The organism is Hydrogenophaga sp. L310 (assembly GCF_055703065.1).
This window is the reverse complement of sequence record NZ_JBVPZA010000001.1, coordinates 16,102-30,054: the sequence shown is the minus strand read 5'-3', so window position 1 is coordinate 30,054 and position 13,953 is coordinate 16,102. Positions and strand designations below refer to the sequence as shown.

At 63.9% G+C, this 13,953-nt stretch carries 11 protein-coding genes and 4 tRNA genes; 5 read left to right on the top strand and 10 right to left on the bottom strand.

Going from position 1 to position 13,953, the window contains the following annotated elements:
• Positions 1–19 precede the first annotated feature (19 nt).
• Positions 20–1,879 carry a dihydroxy-acid dehydratase gene (gene ilvD, locus AC0GNO_RS00135; protein WP_472902480.1) on the bottom strand — a complete coding sequence of 620 codons (1,860 nt, stop codon included), beginning with the start codon at positions 1,877–1,879 and terminating at the stop codon, positions 20–22.
• Between the two features lie 128 nt (positions 1,880–2,007).
• On the opposite strand from ilvD (AC0GNO_RS00135), the gene ilvD (AC0GNO_RS00130) reads away from it, so the two are divergent.
• A complete protein-coding gene (gene ilvD, locus AC0GNO_RS00130; RefSeq protein ID WP_472902479.1) occupies positions 2,008–3,714 on the top strand; it encodes a dihydroxy-acid dehydratase in 1,707 nt (568 codons plus the stop codon).
• A gap of 22 nt (positions 3,715–3,736) precedes the next feature.
• On the opposite strand, the gene AC0GNO_RS00125 is transcribed toward ilvD (AC0GNO_RS00130), so the two are convergent.
• Entirely contained in the window at positions 3,737–3,976 is a 240-nt protein-coding gene (locus AC0GNO_RS00125; protein WP_472902478.1) for a TIGR04438 family Trp-rich protein, read from the bottom strand.
• A gap of 122 nt (positions 3,977–4,098) precedes the next feature.
• On the opposite strand from AC0GNO_RS00125, the gene AC0GNO_RS00120 reads away from it, so the two are divergent.
• Positions 4,099–4,404, top strand: a complete 306-nt coding sequence (locus tag AC0GNO_RS00120) for a c-type cytochrome (RefSeq protein WP_305360384.1) — start codon at positions 4,099–4,101, stop codon at positions 4,402–4,404.
• A 94-nt stretch (positions 4,405–4,498) separates the two neighbouring features.
• On the opposite strand, the gene acs is transcribed toward AC0GNO_RS00120, so the two are convergent.
• Positions 4,499–6,493 (bottom strand): acetate--CoA ligase, encoded by a 1,995-nt coding sequence (gene acs / locus AC0GNO_RS00115; protein ID WP_472902477.1) that lies wholly within the window; start codon positions 6,491–6,493, stop codon positions 4,499–4,501.
• A 186-nt stretch (positions 6,494–6,679) separates the two neighbouring features.
• Here acs and AC0GNO_RS00110 point away from each other — a divergent pair, with 186 nt between their 5' ends.
• Positions 6,680–7,279 carry a TIGR00645 family protein gene (locus AC0GNO_RS00110; RefSeq protein WP_305360382.1) on the top strand — a complete coding sequence of 200 codons (600 nt, stop codon included), beginning with the start codon at positions 6,680–6,682 and terminating at the stop codon, positions 7,277–7,279.
• A 70-nt stretch (positions 7,280–7,349) separates the two neighbouring features.
• Here AC0GNO_RS00110 and fumC read toward each other — a convergent pair whose 3' ends face one another.
• Entirely contained in the window at positions 7,350–8,735 is a 1,386-nt protein-coding gene (gene fumC / locus AC0GNO_RS00105) for a class II fumarate hydratase (RefSeq protein ID WP_472902476.1), read from the bottom strand.
• Between the two features lie 131 nt (positions 8,736–8,866).
• Between fumC and AC0GNO_RS00100 the strand changes: the two genes are divergently transcribed.
• Positions 8,867–10,420, top strand: a complete 1,554-nt coding sequence (locus tag AC0GNO_RS00100) for a fumarate hydratase (RefSeq protein WP_472902475.1) — start codon at positions 8,867–8,869, stop codon at positions 10,418–10,420.
• Complete coding sequence (gene murI / locus AC0GNO_RS00095) at positions 10,417–11,229, top strand: glutamate racemase (RefSeq protein ID WP_472902474.1); 813 nt, start codon at positions 10,417–10,419, stop codon at positions 11,227–11,229. The genes AC0GNO_RS00100 and murI overlap by 4 nt, the downstream gene beginning before the upstream one ends.
• A 32-nt stretch (positions 11,230–11,261) precedes the next feature.
• On the opposite strand, the gene AC0GNO_RS00090 is transcribed toward murI, so the two are convergent.
• The 6 genes from AC0GNO_RS00090 to AC0GNO_RS00065 form a co-directional block, all read right to left on the bottom strand.
• On the bottom strand, positions 11,262–12,575 hold the full coding sequence (locus tag AC0GNO_RS00090; protein WP_472902473.1) for an MFS transporter: 1,314 nt from the start codon (positions 12,573–12,575) through the stop codon (positions 11,262–11,264).
• Between the two features lie 84 nt (positions 12,576–12,659).
• The gene (locus AC0GNO_RS00085) at positions 12,660–13,286 is read right to left on the bottom strand and encodes a DUF6806 family protein (RefSeq protein WP_472902472.1); all 627 of its coding nucleotides are present in this window, start codon (positions 13,284–13,286) and stop codon (positions 12,660–12,662) included.
• A gap of 44 nt (positions 13,287–13,330) precedes the next feature.
• A tRNA-Leu gene (locus AC0GNO_RS00080) sits at positions 13,331–13,423 on the bottom strand.
• A 137-nt stretch (positions 13,424–13,560) separates the two neighbouring features.
• A tRNA-Gly gene (locus tag AC0GNO_RS00075) sits at positions 13,561–13,636 on the bottom strand.
• Positions 13,637–13,659: 23 nt separating this feature from the next.
• Positions 13,660–13,733, bottom strand: a tRNA-Cys gene (locus tag AC0GNO_RS00070).
• A gap of 73 nt (positions 13,734–13,806) precedes the next feature.
• Positions 13,807–13,882 (bottom strand) — tRNA-Gly (locus AC0GNO_RS00065).
• Positions 13,883–13,953 lie beyond the last annotated feature (71 nt).

Genomic DNA, 13,953 nt, shown 5'->3' with positions numbered 1-13,953 from the left:
ACCGCCCGTCACAGGAGGATCAGTCGCCGAGCAGGGACAGGTCGCGCACCGCGCCCTTGTCGGCCGAGGTGGCCAGCAGTGCATAGGCCTTGAGCGCGGCCGACACCTTGCGTGGGCGCGGCAGCGTGGGCTTCCAGCCCTTGGCGTCTTGCTCGGCGCGGCGCGTGGCCAGTTCCTCGTCGCTCACCAGCAGGTTGATGCTTCGGTTGGGGATGTCGATGCGGATCCTGTCGCCGTTGCGCACCAGACCGATCGCGCCGCCCGCCGCGGCTTCGGGCGAGCAGTGACCAATGGACAGGCCCGAGGTGCCGCCCGAGAAGCGGCCGTCGGTCAACAGCGCGCAGGCTTTGCCCAGGCCCTTGGACTTGATGTAGCTGGTCGGGTAGAGCATCTCCTGCATGCCGGGGCCACCCTTGGGGCCTTCGTAGCGCACGATCACCACATCGCCCGCCTTCACGTGGTCGGCCAGAATCTCGGCCACAGCCTCGTCCTGCGATTCGGTCACAAAGGCAGCGCCTTCGAACACCAGAATCGATTCGTCCACGCCGGCGGTCTTGACCACGCAGCCATCCACGGCGATGTTGCCATGCAACACCGCCAGACCGCCTTCTTGCGAAAAAGCATGCTCGCCCGAGCGGATGCAGCCTTCGGCGCGGTCCACGTCCAGGCTGGGCCAGCGGGTGTTTTGGCTGAAGGCCACCTGCGTGGGGATGCCGGCCGGGCCGGCCATGTAGAAGGTCTTGACCTCGTCCGATGGGCAACGCGCGATGTCCCAGGCATCCAGCGCGTCTTTCATGGTCTTGCTGTGAATGGTGGGCACATCGGTGTGCAGCTTGCCGGCGCGGTCCAGCTCACCCAGGATCGCCATGATGCCGCCCGCGCGGTGCACGTCTTCGATGTGGTACTTGTTGGTGTTGGGCGCCACCTTGCACAGCTGCGGCACCGATCGCGACAGGCGGTCGATGTCCTGCATCGTGAAGTCGATGCCAGCTTCTTGCGCGATCGCCAGCAGGTGCAGGATGGTGTTGGTCGAGCCACCCATGGCGATGTCCAGCGTGATCGCGTTCTCGAAGGCCTTGAAGCCCATGGAGCGCGGCAGCACCGATGTGTCGTCCTGCTCGTAGTAACGCTCACACAGCTCCACCGCCAGGCGACCGGCGCGCTTGAAGAGCTGCTCGCGATCGGCGTGTGTGGCCACCACCGTGCCGTTCCCCGGCAGCGAGAGGCCCAGCGCTTCGGTCAGGCAGTTCATCGAGTTGGCGGTGAACATGCCCGAGCAGGAACCGCAGGTCGGGCAGGCCGAACGCTCGACTTCGGCCAGATCAGCGTCGCTCACCTTGTCATCCACCGCCATCACCATGGCATCGACCAGGTCGAGCTTCTTGAACTCCATCACCTGCGTTTGCGGATTGGCCAGTCGCACCTTGCCGGCTTCCATCGGTCCACCGGAGACAAACACCACCGGGATGTTCAGGCGCATCGCGGCCATCAACATCCCGGGCGTGATCTTGTCGCAGTTGGAGATGCAGACCAGCGCATCGGCGCAATGGGCATTGACCATGTATTCCACCGAGTCGGCGATCAGGTCGCGGCTGGGCAGCGAATAGAGCATGCCGTCGTGGCCCATGGCGATGCCATCGTCGACAGCGATGGTGTTGAACTCCTTGGCCACACCGCCCGCGGCTTCAATTTCACGCGCCACCAGTTGACCCAGGTCCTTCAGGTGCACATGGCCGGGCACGAACTGGGTGAAGGAGTTGGCGACCGCGATGATGGGTTTGCTGAAATCGCCGTCCTTCATGCCGGTGGCACGCCAGAGCGAGCGGGCACCGGCCATGTTGCGGCCGGCGGTGGATGTCTTGGAGCGGTAAGCGGGCATGGTGAGGTCTTTGTCTGGGCGGATCAGGGGGCAAAAAACGCAGCCCTGGATTATCTCCCACGCCCAGAAGGTGATTGCCGGCCGCGCTATAAGCAAGGCACAACAACACCCCACCACCGGAGACACCCATGGCCAAACCAACCGTCATTCCGATCCAGCCGATGAACCCGCGCAGCCGCAACATCACCCAGGGAAAGTCGCGCGCGCCCAACCGCTCCATGTACTACGCCATGGGCTACGAAGAATCCGACTTCGTCAAGCCCATGGTGGGTGTGGCCAACGGCCACAGCACCATCACCCCCTGCAACTCGGGCCTGCAGCGGCTGGCCGATGCCGCCATCGCCGGCATCGAGGAAGCCGGTGGCAACGCCCAGGTGTTTGGTACACCCACCATCTCCGACGGCATGGCCATGGGCACCGAGGGCATGAAGTACTCGCTGGTGAGCCGCGAGGTGATTGCCGACTGCATCGAGACCTGTGTGCAGGGGCAGTGGATGGATGGCGTGCTCGTGATCGGTGGCTGCGACAAGAACATGCCTGGTGGCCTCATGGGCATGCTGCGCGCCAACGTGCCGGCCATCTACGTGTACGGCGGCACCATCCTGCCCGGGCGCTACAAAGACCAGGATCTGAACATCGTGAGCGTTTTTGAAGCGGTGGGCCAGAACGCGGCTGGCAACATGAGCGATGCCGAGTTGCGCGAGATCGAGATGCGGGCGATCCCGGGATCGGGCTCCTGCGGCGGCATGTACACCGCCAACACCATGAGTTCGGCCTTCGAGGCGCTGGGCATCTCCCTGCCCTACTCCAGCACCATGGCCAATCCGCACGACGAGAAAATGAACTCGGCCCGCGAGTCGGCGAAAGTGCTGATCGAGGCGATTCGCAAAGACATCAAGCCGCGCGACATCGTCACCCGCAAGAGCATCGAAAACGCGGTGGCCGTGATCATGGCCATCGGCGGATCGACCAACGCCGTGCTGCATTTCCTCGCCATTGCTCACGCGGCCGAGGTGGAGTGGAGCATCGACGACTTCGAGCGCGTGCGGGTGAAGACGCCGGTGCTCTGCGACCTCAAGCCCAGCGGCCGGTACCTGGCGGTCGACCTGCACCGCGCCGGCGGCATTCCGCAGGTGATGAAGATGCTGCTGAACGCTGGCCTGCTGCACGGTGACTGCCTCACCATCACCGGCCAGACCATCGCCGAGGTGTTGCAGGCGGCGCCCGACGCGCCGCGCGCCGATCAGGATGTGATCCGTCCCATCGACCGTCCCATGTACGCCCAGGGTCACCTGGCTATCCTCAAAGGCAACCTGTCACCCGAGGGCTGCGTGGCCAAGATCACCGGACTGAAGAACCCCGTGATGACCGGCCCGGCGCGGGTGTTCGACGACGAGCAATCGGCGCTGCAGGCCATCCTGGATGGCCGGATCAAGGCCGGTGACGTGATGGTGCTGCGCTACCTCGGCCCCAAGGGCGGACCGGGCATGCCCGAGATGCTGGCGCCCACCGGTGCGCTGATCGGTGCAGGGCTGGGCGAGAGCGTCGGCCTGATCACCGATGGCCGCTTCTCGGGCGGCACCTGGGGCATGGTGGTGGGCCACGTGGCGCCCGAGGCCGCTGCCGGCGGCACGATTGCCCTGGTGCACGAGGGGGACAGCATCACCATCGACGCCCATGCTCTCAAGTTGGAGCTCAACGTGGCTGCAGATGAAATTGCCCGCCGTCGGGCCAACTGGACCGCTCCCGTGCCCCGCTACACGCGTGGCGTGCAGGCCAAGTTTGCGTTCAACGCCGCCAGCGCGAGCCGGGGCGCCGTGCTCGACAACTACTGAGCGGTGAGTGCCCAGCGCAGGCTCAGCGGCGCTTGCTCTTCATGCCCAGCGCTTGGCGCTGGCGCTCAATGCGGTCCTGCTTTTTCTGGTCCATCTTTTCCATTTCCTTGCGCTTGGTGTAGCCGGTGCTGTCAGCCCAGGCCCACCAGGCCATAGCCATGGCAAAGGGCGACAACACCCACCACCAGGACAGCTCGGCGACGAATCCAATCTCGAAATACTTCAGTAGCAACAGGCCGACGCCCGCGATGAGGAAAAACATCACACCCTCCAGTAAAGGTCCGATAAAGCCCGGCAAGTAACTGTAAGCGAGCGTATCCGGGCCGTCCCACTGGGTAAAATCCAGCCTGTGAGTTTTTCACGTTCACCCACTAGGACAACACCATGAAACGCGCTCTCCTGATTATGGCCGCTGTGGCCGCCATCTCCGCTCCCGCCATGGCCGACGAGGCCTTGGCCAAGAGCAAGAACTGCATGGCCTGCCATGCGGTGGACAAGAAACTGGTTGGTCCGGCCTACAAGGAAGTGGCCAAGAAGTACGCCGGCAATGCCAAGGCCGCCGACATGCTGGCCGAAAAGATCGTCAAGGGTGGTTCTGGCGTCTGGGGTGCGATTCCCATGCCCGCCAACCCGCAAGTAAACGCTGCCGACGCCAAGAAGCTGGCAGCATGGGTGATGAGCCAGCAGTAAACCGCTTCTCGCTTCCGCAACAAAAAACCCGCTGGTCTCCAGCGGGTTTTTTGTTGCCTGGTTCCTGGAAACTAAAGGCACCAGGAACTTAAGATCAGTTGTTTTCCGACAACTGATCCAGGATGGCCGGGTTCTCCAGCGTGGAGGTATCCTGGGTGATGGCTTCGCCCTTGGCGATCGAGCGCAGCAGGCGGCGCATGATCTTGCCCGAGCGTGTCTTGGGCAGGTTGTCACCGAAGCGGATGTCCTTGGGCTTGGCAATCGGGCCGATCTCCTTGCCCACCCAGTCGCGCAACACCTTGGCAATCGCCTTCGCCTCGTCGCCGGTGGGGCGTGAGCGCTTGAGCACGACGAAGGCCACAATGGCTTCGCCGGTCAGGTCGTCCGGGCGGCCCACCACGGCGGCTTCAGCCACCAGGTCGGTCTTGCCGACCAGGGCCGATTCGATTTCCATCGTGCCCATGCGGTGGCCCGACACGTTCAGCACGTCGTCGATCCGGCCGGTGATGCGGAAGTAGCCGCGGTCAGGACTGCGCACCGCGCCGTCACCGGCAAGGTAGTAGCCCTTGAGTTCCTCGGGGAAGTAGCTCTTCTTGAAACGCTCGGGGTCGCCCCAGATGGTGCGGATCATCGAAGGCCAGGGCCGCTTGACCACCAGAATGCCACCCGCACCATTGGGCACGTCCATGCCGGCTTCGTCGACGATGGCGGCGGTGATGCCAGGCAACGGCAGCGTGCACGAACCCGGCACCAGTGGCGTGGCACCCGGCAGCGGCGTGATCATGTGGCCACCGGTTTCGGTCTGCCAGAAGGTATCCACGATCGGGCAACGCTCGCCGCCGATGTGTTTGTGGTACCACATCCAGGCCTCGGGGTTGATGGGCTCACCCACCGAACCCAGGATGCGCAGGCTGCTCAGGTCGGAGCGCGCAGGGTGCACCTTTTCGTCACCCTCGGCCGCCTTGATCAACGAACGGATCGCTGTCGGGGCGGTGTAGAAGATGGTGCACTTGTGGCGCTCGATCATCTGCCAGAAACGGCCGGCGTTCGGGTAGGTGGGCACACCTTCGAACACGATCTGGGTTGCGCCAGCGGCCAGAGGGCCATAGGCCACGTAGGTGTGGCCAGTGATCCAGCCGATGTCGGCCGTGCACCAGAAGATGTCGCTGTCCTTCAGGTCGAAGGTCCAGTTCATGGTCAGGTTGGCCCACAGCAGGTAACCGCCGGTGCTGTGCTGCACGCCCTTGGGCGTGCCGGTGGAGCCTGAGGTGTAGAGCACGAACAGCGGGTGCTCGGCACCCACCATGACAGCCGGGCAGTCGGTGGACTCGGCCGCCATCACCTCGTGCATGAAGCTGTCGCGACCGGCCACCATGTTGCAGGCGGTGGGCGTACGCTGGAAAACGATCACGTCCTTGACGCACTCGCAGCCGCCCATGGCAATGCCTTCGTCCACGATGGACTTGAGCGGCAGCTCCTTGCCACCGCGCAGCTGGTAGTTGGCGGTGATCACCGCCACAGCGCTGGCGTTTTGAATCCGTTCCTGCAGGGCCTTGGCGGAGAAGCCGCCGAACACCACGCTGTGCGTCGCGCCGATGCGGGCACAGGCCTGCATGGCCACCACGCCTTCGATCGTCATGGGCATGTAGATGACGACGCGGTCACCCTTCTTCACACCCCTGGCCTTGAGCGCGTTGGCAAACTGGGACACCTTGGCCAGCAACTCCTTGTAGGTCACTTTGGTCACTTCACCGCCATCGGCTTCGAAGATGATCGCCGTCTTGTTCTCCACCGGCGTGCCCATGTGGCGGTCGAGGCAGTTGTAAGAGGCGTTCAGTTCGCCGTCTTCGAACCACGTGTAAAACGGCGCATTCGACTCGTCCAGCGTCTTGGTGAAGGGCTTGCTCCAGGTCAGTGTTTCGCGCGCGAGCCTGGCCCAGAAACCTTCGAAATCATTTTCGGCCTCGGCGCAGAGGGCGTTGTAGGCGTCCATGCCCGAAATGCGCGCCGCCTTGCGGGTGGCCTCGGTGGGTTCAAAAACACGGTTTTCGACCAGGGTGGATTCAATCGACGACGAAGGCGCGGACATGGGCAGTCTCCTCAGGTGTTGTGGGAACAGGTAACACATGAATGTGCGCAAAGGCTCTTACGAGCCACTTACATGGACGCGACGGCCCCCAGCGCGCACCACGCCGCCACTCTACAATGCCGCCAAAGCCCTGAGGCTCGAACGCCTTCTTCTGTACGTTCGCTTCCGGCAAAAACACCCATTTCCATGACCGCTCCCGTCAAAACACCCGTCGCCATCCGCTCCCTGCCCAACCTGATTTTTGCCAGCCGCTGGCTGCAGTTGCCGCTGTATCTTGGCCTGATCCTGGCTCAGGCCATCTACGTTTTCCATTTCTGGGTGGAGCTGGTTCACCTGATCGAGGCGGCCTTTGGGAGCAAGGATGCGCTGGCCGCGCTGGTTCACAGCATCGGCTACAAGGAATCGGCCGATGTCACCTCGCTCAACGAAACCATCATCATGCTGGTGGTGCTGGCGCTGATCGACGTGGTCATGATCTCGAACCTGCTGATCATGGTGATCGTGGGTGGCTACGAAACCTTCGTGAGCCGCATGAACCTGGAGAGCCACCCGGACCAGCCCGAGTGGCTGAGCCATGTGAACGCTTCGGTGCTGAAGGTCAAGCTGGCCACCGCCATCATCGGCATCAGCTCCATCCACCTGCTCAAGACCTTCATCAACGCGGCCAACTACGATGAAAAGGTGCTCATGTGGCAGACCATCATTCATGTGGTGTTCCTGCTCAGCGCCATGGCCATCGCCATGACCGACCGCCTGATGGTGCATCCAGCGACCAACACCCACTGATCGCCCGGACTCGCTCAGGATGAAAAGCGGCCACCCGGCCGCTTTTTTTCATTCTGCGTCCTGGGCAGCATCAACGCCCGGTCATGTCGCCCGGCACCACCCACCGATCAAACTGCTCGGCGCTCACGTGACCTGACGCCAGTGCAGCCTCTCTGAGGGTCATACCTTCCCGGTGCGCTTTTTTCGCAATCTCGGCGGCACGGTCGTAGCCGATGTGAGGGTTCAGCGCGGTCACCAGCATCAGCGACTGCTCCAGCATTTCAGCGATGCGCTCGCGGTTGGGTTCGATGCCGGCCGCGCAGTGCTCATGGAAGCTCGCCATGCCATCGGCCAGCAGGCGCACGCTCTGCAGAAAGTTGTGGGCCACCATCGGACGGAACACATTAAGTTCGAAATTGCCCGACGAACCACCCATGTTGATGGCCACGTCATTGCCCATGACCTGGCAACACAACATGGTGAGCGCCTCGCACTGCGTCGGGTTGACCTTGCCCGGCATGATGGACGAGCCCGGTTCGTTTTCGGGAATGGACAGTTCGCCCAGTCCGCTGCGTGGACCACTGGCAAGCCAGCGCACATCGTTGGCGATTTTCATCAGACTCGCCGCCAGCCCTTTCAAAGCACCATGGGCGTGCACCAGCGCATCGCAGCTGGCCAGCGCTTCAAACTTGTTGGGTGCGCTCACCAGCGGCAGGCCGGTGTACCGGGCCAGCTCGGCGGCCACCTGCTCGGCGAAGCCCGCTGGCGCGTTGAGCCCGGTACCCACCGCCGTACCGCCGAGCGCGAGTTCGCACAGGTGCGGCAGCGCGGCACGCACATGGTGCTCGCCATGCGACAGCTGCGCCGCCCAGCCCGATATCTCCTGCCCCAGCGTCAGCGGTGTGGCGTCCTGAAGGTGGGTGCGGCCGATCTTCACGATACCGTCAAAGTCCGTCGACTTGGCGGTCAGCGTGTCTCTCAGCGCGATCAGCGCCGGCAGCAATCGGTGGGTGAGTCCGTCCACCGCCGCCAGGTGCATGGCGGTGGGAAACACGTCGTTGGACGACTGGCTGCGGTTGACGTCGTCGTTCGGGTGCACCAGTCGCCCCTCGCCACGCGTGCCGCCCAACAGCTCGCTGGCGCGGTTGGCCAGCACCTCGTTGACGTTCATGTTGGTCTGCGTGCCTGAACCGGTCTGCCAGATCACCAGCGGGAATTCGGCATCCCACCGCCCACTGACCACCTCTTCGGCCGCGGCCTCAATGGCTCGCGCCTTGTCGGGCGCCAGACCGGCAAGGCTCTGGTTCACAACGGCACAGGCCCGCTTGGCCCGGACCAGCGCACGGATCAGCTCACGCGGCATCCGCTCGCCAGAAATGTCGAAGTGCTGCAGGGAACGCTGGGTTTGCGCACCCCACAGGTGGTCCGCGGGCACCTCGATCGGTCCCATGCTGTCGTGTTCGGTACGGGTATCCATGGCGGGCCTCCAGTCGTCAGCCGGTGAAAGGCTAGTCCTGTCAAAATAGCAGGCTGATCCCACCGTAGCAGACCTTGCGCCGCGCCACCAGTGCAGCACCCGTTGTCCACGTCAATCACACAGCCCACGCCATGACCACGAGCATCCGCCAGAACGACCTGATCGAATCCGTTGCTGCCGCCCTGCAGTACATCAGCTACTACCACCCGGCCGACTACATCGCCCACCTGGCCCGCGCCTACGAACGCGAGCAGAGCGCCGCCGCCAAGGACGCCATCGCGCAGATCCTGACCAACAGCAAGATGAGCGCCACCGGCCACCGTCCGATCTGCCAGGACACCGGCATCGTCAACGTGTTCCTGAAGGTGGGCATGGACGTGCGCTGGGAAGGTTTCAGCGGCAGCCTGGACGACGCCATCAACGAGGGCGTGCGCCGTGGCTACAACCACCCCGACAACACGTTGCGCGCCAGCGTCGTGGCCGACCCGCAGTTTGATCGCAAGAACACCAAGGACAACACGCCGGCCGTGATCTTCACCGAGATCGTGCCCGGCAACACGGTGGAAGTGACCGTGGCGGCCAAGGGCGGCGGCTCGGAGAACAAGTCCAAGATGGTGATGCTCAATCCCGGCGACAACGTGGTCGACTGGGTGCTCAAGACCGTGCCGACCATGGGCGCCGGCTGGTGCCCGCCGGGCATGCTGGGCATCGGCATCGGCGGCACTGCTGAAAAAGCCGTTCTGATGGCCAAGGAAAGCCTGATGGACGATCTGGACATGTACGAGCTGCAGGCCAAGGCGTCCAAGGGCGAAAAGCTCAGCAAGGTCGAAGAAATGCGCCTGGAGCTGTTTGACAAGGTCAATGCCCTGGGCATCGGCGCGCAGGGCCTCGGTGGCCTTACCACCGTGCTCGACGTCAAGATCAAGATGTACCCCACGCACGCGGCCAGCAAGCCCGTGGCCATGATCCCCAACTGCGCCGCCACGCGCCACGCGCACTTCGTGCTCGATGGCAGTGGCCCGGTCTACATCGACCCGCCGAGCCTGGACCTCTGGCCCGACGTGGCCTGGACGCCCGACTACGTGAAGAGCAAAAAGGTGGACCTCAACGCCCTCACCGCCGCCGAAGTGGCGAGCTGGAAGCCCGGCGACACCCTGCTGCTCAACGGCAAGATGCTGACCGGCCGCGACGCCGCGCACAAGCGCATCCAGGACATGCTGGCCAAGGGCGAGCAGCTGCCGGTGGACTTCACCAACCGCGTCATCTACTACGTCGGCCCGGTCGATCCGGTCAAGGGCGAGGCCGTCGGCCCCGCCGGTCCGACAACCGCCACCCGCATGGACGGCTTCACCGAGATGATGCTCGCGCAAACCGGTCTGATCGCCATGGTCGGCAAGGCCGAACGTGGCCCGGTCGCCATCGAAGCCATCAAGAAGCACAAATCGGCCTACCTCATGGCCGTGGGCGGTGCCGCCTACCTCGTCTCCAAAGCCATCAAGACCGCCAAGGTCGTGGGCTTTGCCGACCTCGGCATGGAAGCCATCTACGAGTTCGACGTGGTCGACATGCCCGTGACCGTGGCGGTGGATGCGGGCGGCACCAGCGCCCACATCACCGGCCCGGCAGAGTGGAGCAAGCGCATCGCCTCGGGCGAGTTCAAAGGCATCGCGGTGGCCGCCGCTTGAAAACCATCGGGGTTTTTGACAGTGGTCTGGGCGGCCTGAGCGTGCTGCGCGCCCTGCTGCTCGAAATGCCGGAAGCCCGCTACGTGTACCTGGCCGACGGGGCCTACACCCCCTACGGCGGGCGCAGCGCAGCGCAGGTGACCGAGCGCGCGCATCGCATCACACAATGCCTGCGCCAGGACTCAGCGGTCGACGCGCTGGTGGTGGCCTGCAACACCGCCACCGCCATGGCCATTGAATCCCTGCGCCAGGAGCACCCGGACTGGCCCATCGTGGGCGTGGAACCCGCGCTGAAACCCGCTGCAGCCCTCAGCCAGACAGGGCACATCGGCGTTCTCGCCACGCGCGGCACCGTCGAGAGTGAGCGCTTTGCCCGCCTGCGCACCCGGATCGAGTCCGAATCCAGCCGCGCACTGCACTTCAACTGCCAGGCCTGTGATGGCCTCGCCGACGCGATCGAGCGCGGCGACGAAACCACAACACGGGCACTGTGCGCACGTTACCTGGATGCTTTGCGCGCCCACGCCAGCACCCCCGACCCCATGGACACCCTGGTGCTGGGCTGCACGCACTACCCGTTCGCGACCGACATCCTGCTGGCGCTGTCGGGACCTTCCGTGCGCCTGGTTGAAACCGGCGCGCCGGTGGCACGTCGCACACGGGCGGTGCTGGGACTGCCCGAGACCCACCCCTCAGATGGCGCGACACCGCAGATCACGCTGCTGTCCACCGGCGACCCGGCACCGCTGGCGCAAGCCGCAGCGCGCTGGCTCGGCACCACCGTGGGTGCCACTCACATCAGCGTCTGATCCGGCGAACAACCCGCTTGGAGACGCAGAGGTCAGCCGTTCGCCGCACCTGGACCCGACAAGGCGGCCCGACGCCCCCGCTCCATGTTCACCGGCAACAGCAAGACGAGCCCGAGCAAAAACAGCAGCGCCGTGAACCCAATGGCCAGCCGCTGGTTGCCCCCGGTGGCCCAGGTGATGGCCCCATAGCTCAACGGCCCGATGATGCTCGCCAGCCGAGTTGCAAAGGTCCAGAGGCCGTAGAACTCAGCCAACTGCTTCGGGGGCGCCAGCATGCCCGCCATGGCGCGACCGGACGACTGGCTGGAACCCATGCATAAGCCCGCGATCGCCGCGGCGTACCAGAAGCCCCCTTTGGTGGTGGTGAGTGCGGCGATGATGCAAGTTGCGATCCAGCCGACCAGGGTGATGCCCAGCGCGAGCTTGTGACCCAGCCGGTCCTGCCAGTAGCCAAAGGCAAACGCGCCCAATGCCGCAGCAATGTTGAGCACAAAAATCAGCACCATGGTTTCCTGCTGAACAAACCCGATCACCTGTTCGGCGTAGATGGCCGCCAGCGTGATGGTCACGGTCACGCCGCCCTGGTACGCCGCCGCGCAGGCCAGCAGCCACATGAAATCGCGGTAGCGCCGGGCGTTGCGGTAGGTCGCATGCAGGCGGCTCAATGAAGCCTTCAGTCCGCCTTCAGCCGACCGAGCCTGAGGTTTGGCCCGTTCCTTCAGCAGCTTGAAAGTGACCAGCGCCGCGAGCGCAAAGATCCCGGCGGTGATCCACATGGTCACGGGCACGAACTGGGCAGCCGTCTGCCCCTGCCCCTGAGCCCGGATCACGTACACCAGACTCAGGCCGAGCGCCAGCATGCCGCCGAAGTAACCAAAGCTCCAGCCCCAGCCGCTGACCCGGCCCATGGCTGCCGGACGTGCGAGTTCGGGCAGGAACGCGGCAATCAGGGACTCACCCCAGGCGAAGCAGACATTGGAAACAATGATCAACAGCACCGCCAGTGCCACCATCCCGGGTCCGACAAAAGCCAGTGCGGCCGTCGCCAGCACGCAGCCCAAGGTGGTGAACAGCAGCAGCCGCTTCTTGGCACCAAAGCGGTCAGCCCAGGCCCCCATGGCGGGCATGGTCACCATCACGATGGCATGCGACACGCTGAGTGCGAGCGTCCAGGCGAACGTGGCCCAGACAGCGCCCCCGGCCACGGCGCCGACAAAATAGGCCGCAAACACCGCCGTCAGCACCACGGTGGTGTAGCCCGAGTTGGCGAAGTCGTACATGGCCCAGCCGAACACTTCGCGCCTGCGCACGCCGGGGTTCAGGGCTTCGGTGGAAAACAGCGCCATCAGGGTCTCACGGATTCACGCCGCGCCGATGACTCAAGGCCGGTGCCTGCGCTCAGCGCAGACCGCCGTTCCATCAGGCATGTGTCAGTGCAAATGGCGTGGCTTGCGCCCACCGCCGTGACCCGAGGATCCACCACCATGCCCTCGGGGCGGGCGGCCCAGCTGCATGGAGTTGACGAGGGCGTCAAAGCGCTGCGAGAACAGCTTGTCGATCGAGCCAACCACATCACCCAACTCGGCCGCGTCAAAGTGCCGCTCCATGATGTGCACCACGTCCTGCACCAGCAGGTCGCGCTGCACCTGCATGATGGCCGCCGGCGTGGGGCCGACAAAACACATCATGAAGTCGTCGCGCGCCTCATCTTCCGAGGACTCGTCTTCTTCATCGAACTCGGTATCGTAGAAAGACACTTCGAGCGGCGCACCCGCCGATGCGATGTCGTTCAGGCCCATGCAGGCCTCTTCGATCACCTGACGAAAATCCTCATCACCCGGTACCGTCCAGCACATCTGCAAGACGTGAGCTTCGGCGTCAAAGCGGATGCCCGGCTCGTCCTCGTAGCTGCTCTCGGCCGCTGCCGCCAGTGAGCGGGCACCGGCATACTGCCAGAGTGGCTTGAGCGCATCCTGAATCTGGCCATAAGCCACATCCTCGCGCAACGGCACATCGCCATGCACGTGGATTTCAAAGGGTGCGTTGTATCGGGTCATGAAAACTCACTGTACCGGTGAAACCGGAAAAAGCCTAGGGGATGTGGTGCCTCGAACCGGGGTCGAACCGGTACGCCCCCTCTCGGGAAAGCGGCGGATTTTAAGTCCGCTGTGTCTACCAATTTCACCATCGAGGCCAGCCTGTCATTGTCGCAGGTTCGCCAACAGCGCCGCCTCATGGACAGACGCCTGACGAACACTGCGGGCAACGGCCCCGCGATCGCCCAGAGCGGAAACGAAAAAAGGGGAAGCACAGCTTCCCCTTTTTTGATGTTGGAGCGGGAAACGAGACTCGAACTCGCGACCTCAACCTTGGCAAGGTTGCGCTCTACCAACTGAGCTATTCCCGCAATGCCTGATACCGACCAGTGACTGGAGGCGCGACCCGGAGTCGAACCGGGCTAGACGGATTTGCAATCCGTTGCATAACCGATTTGCTATCGCGCCCTATGCGATGAATCGGAAAACCCATTCATCCCAATCGACAAAAAAGGGAAGCTCGGCTTCCCTTTTTCAAAACTGGAGCGGGAAACGAGACTCGAACTCGCGACCTCAACCTTGGCAAGGTTGCGCTCTACCAACTGAGCTATTCCCGCATGTTTCTGATGTTTGTCAGAAGCTGGAATTCTAGCGCAGAAAAACGCCTCTTTTCAAGCCCCCGCAAATT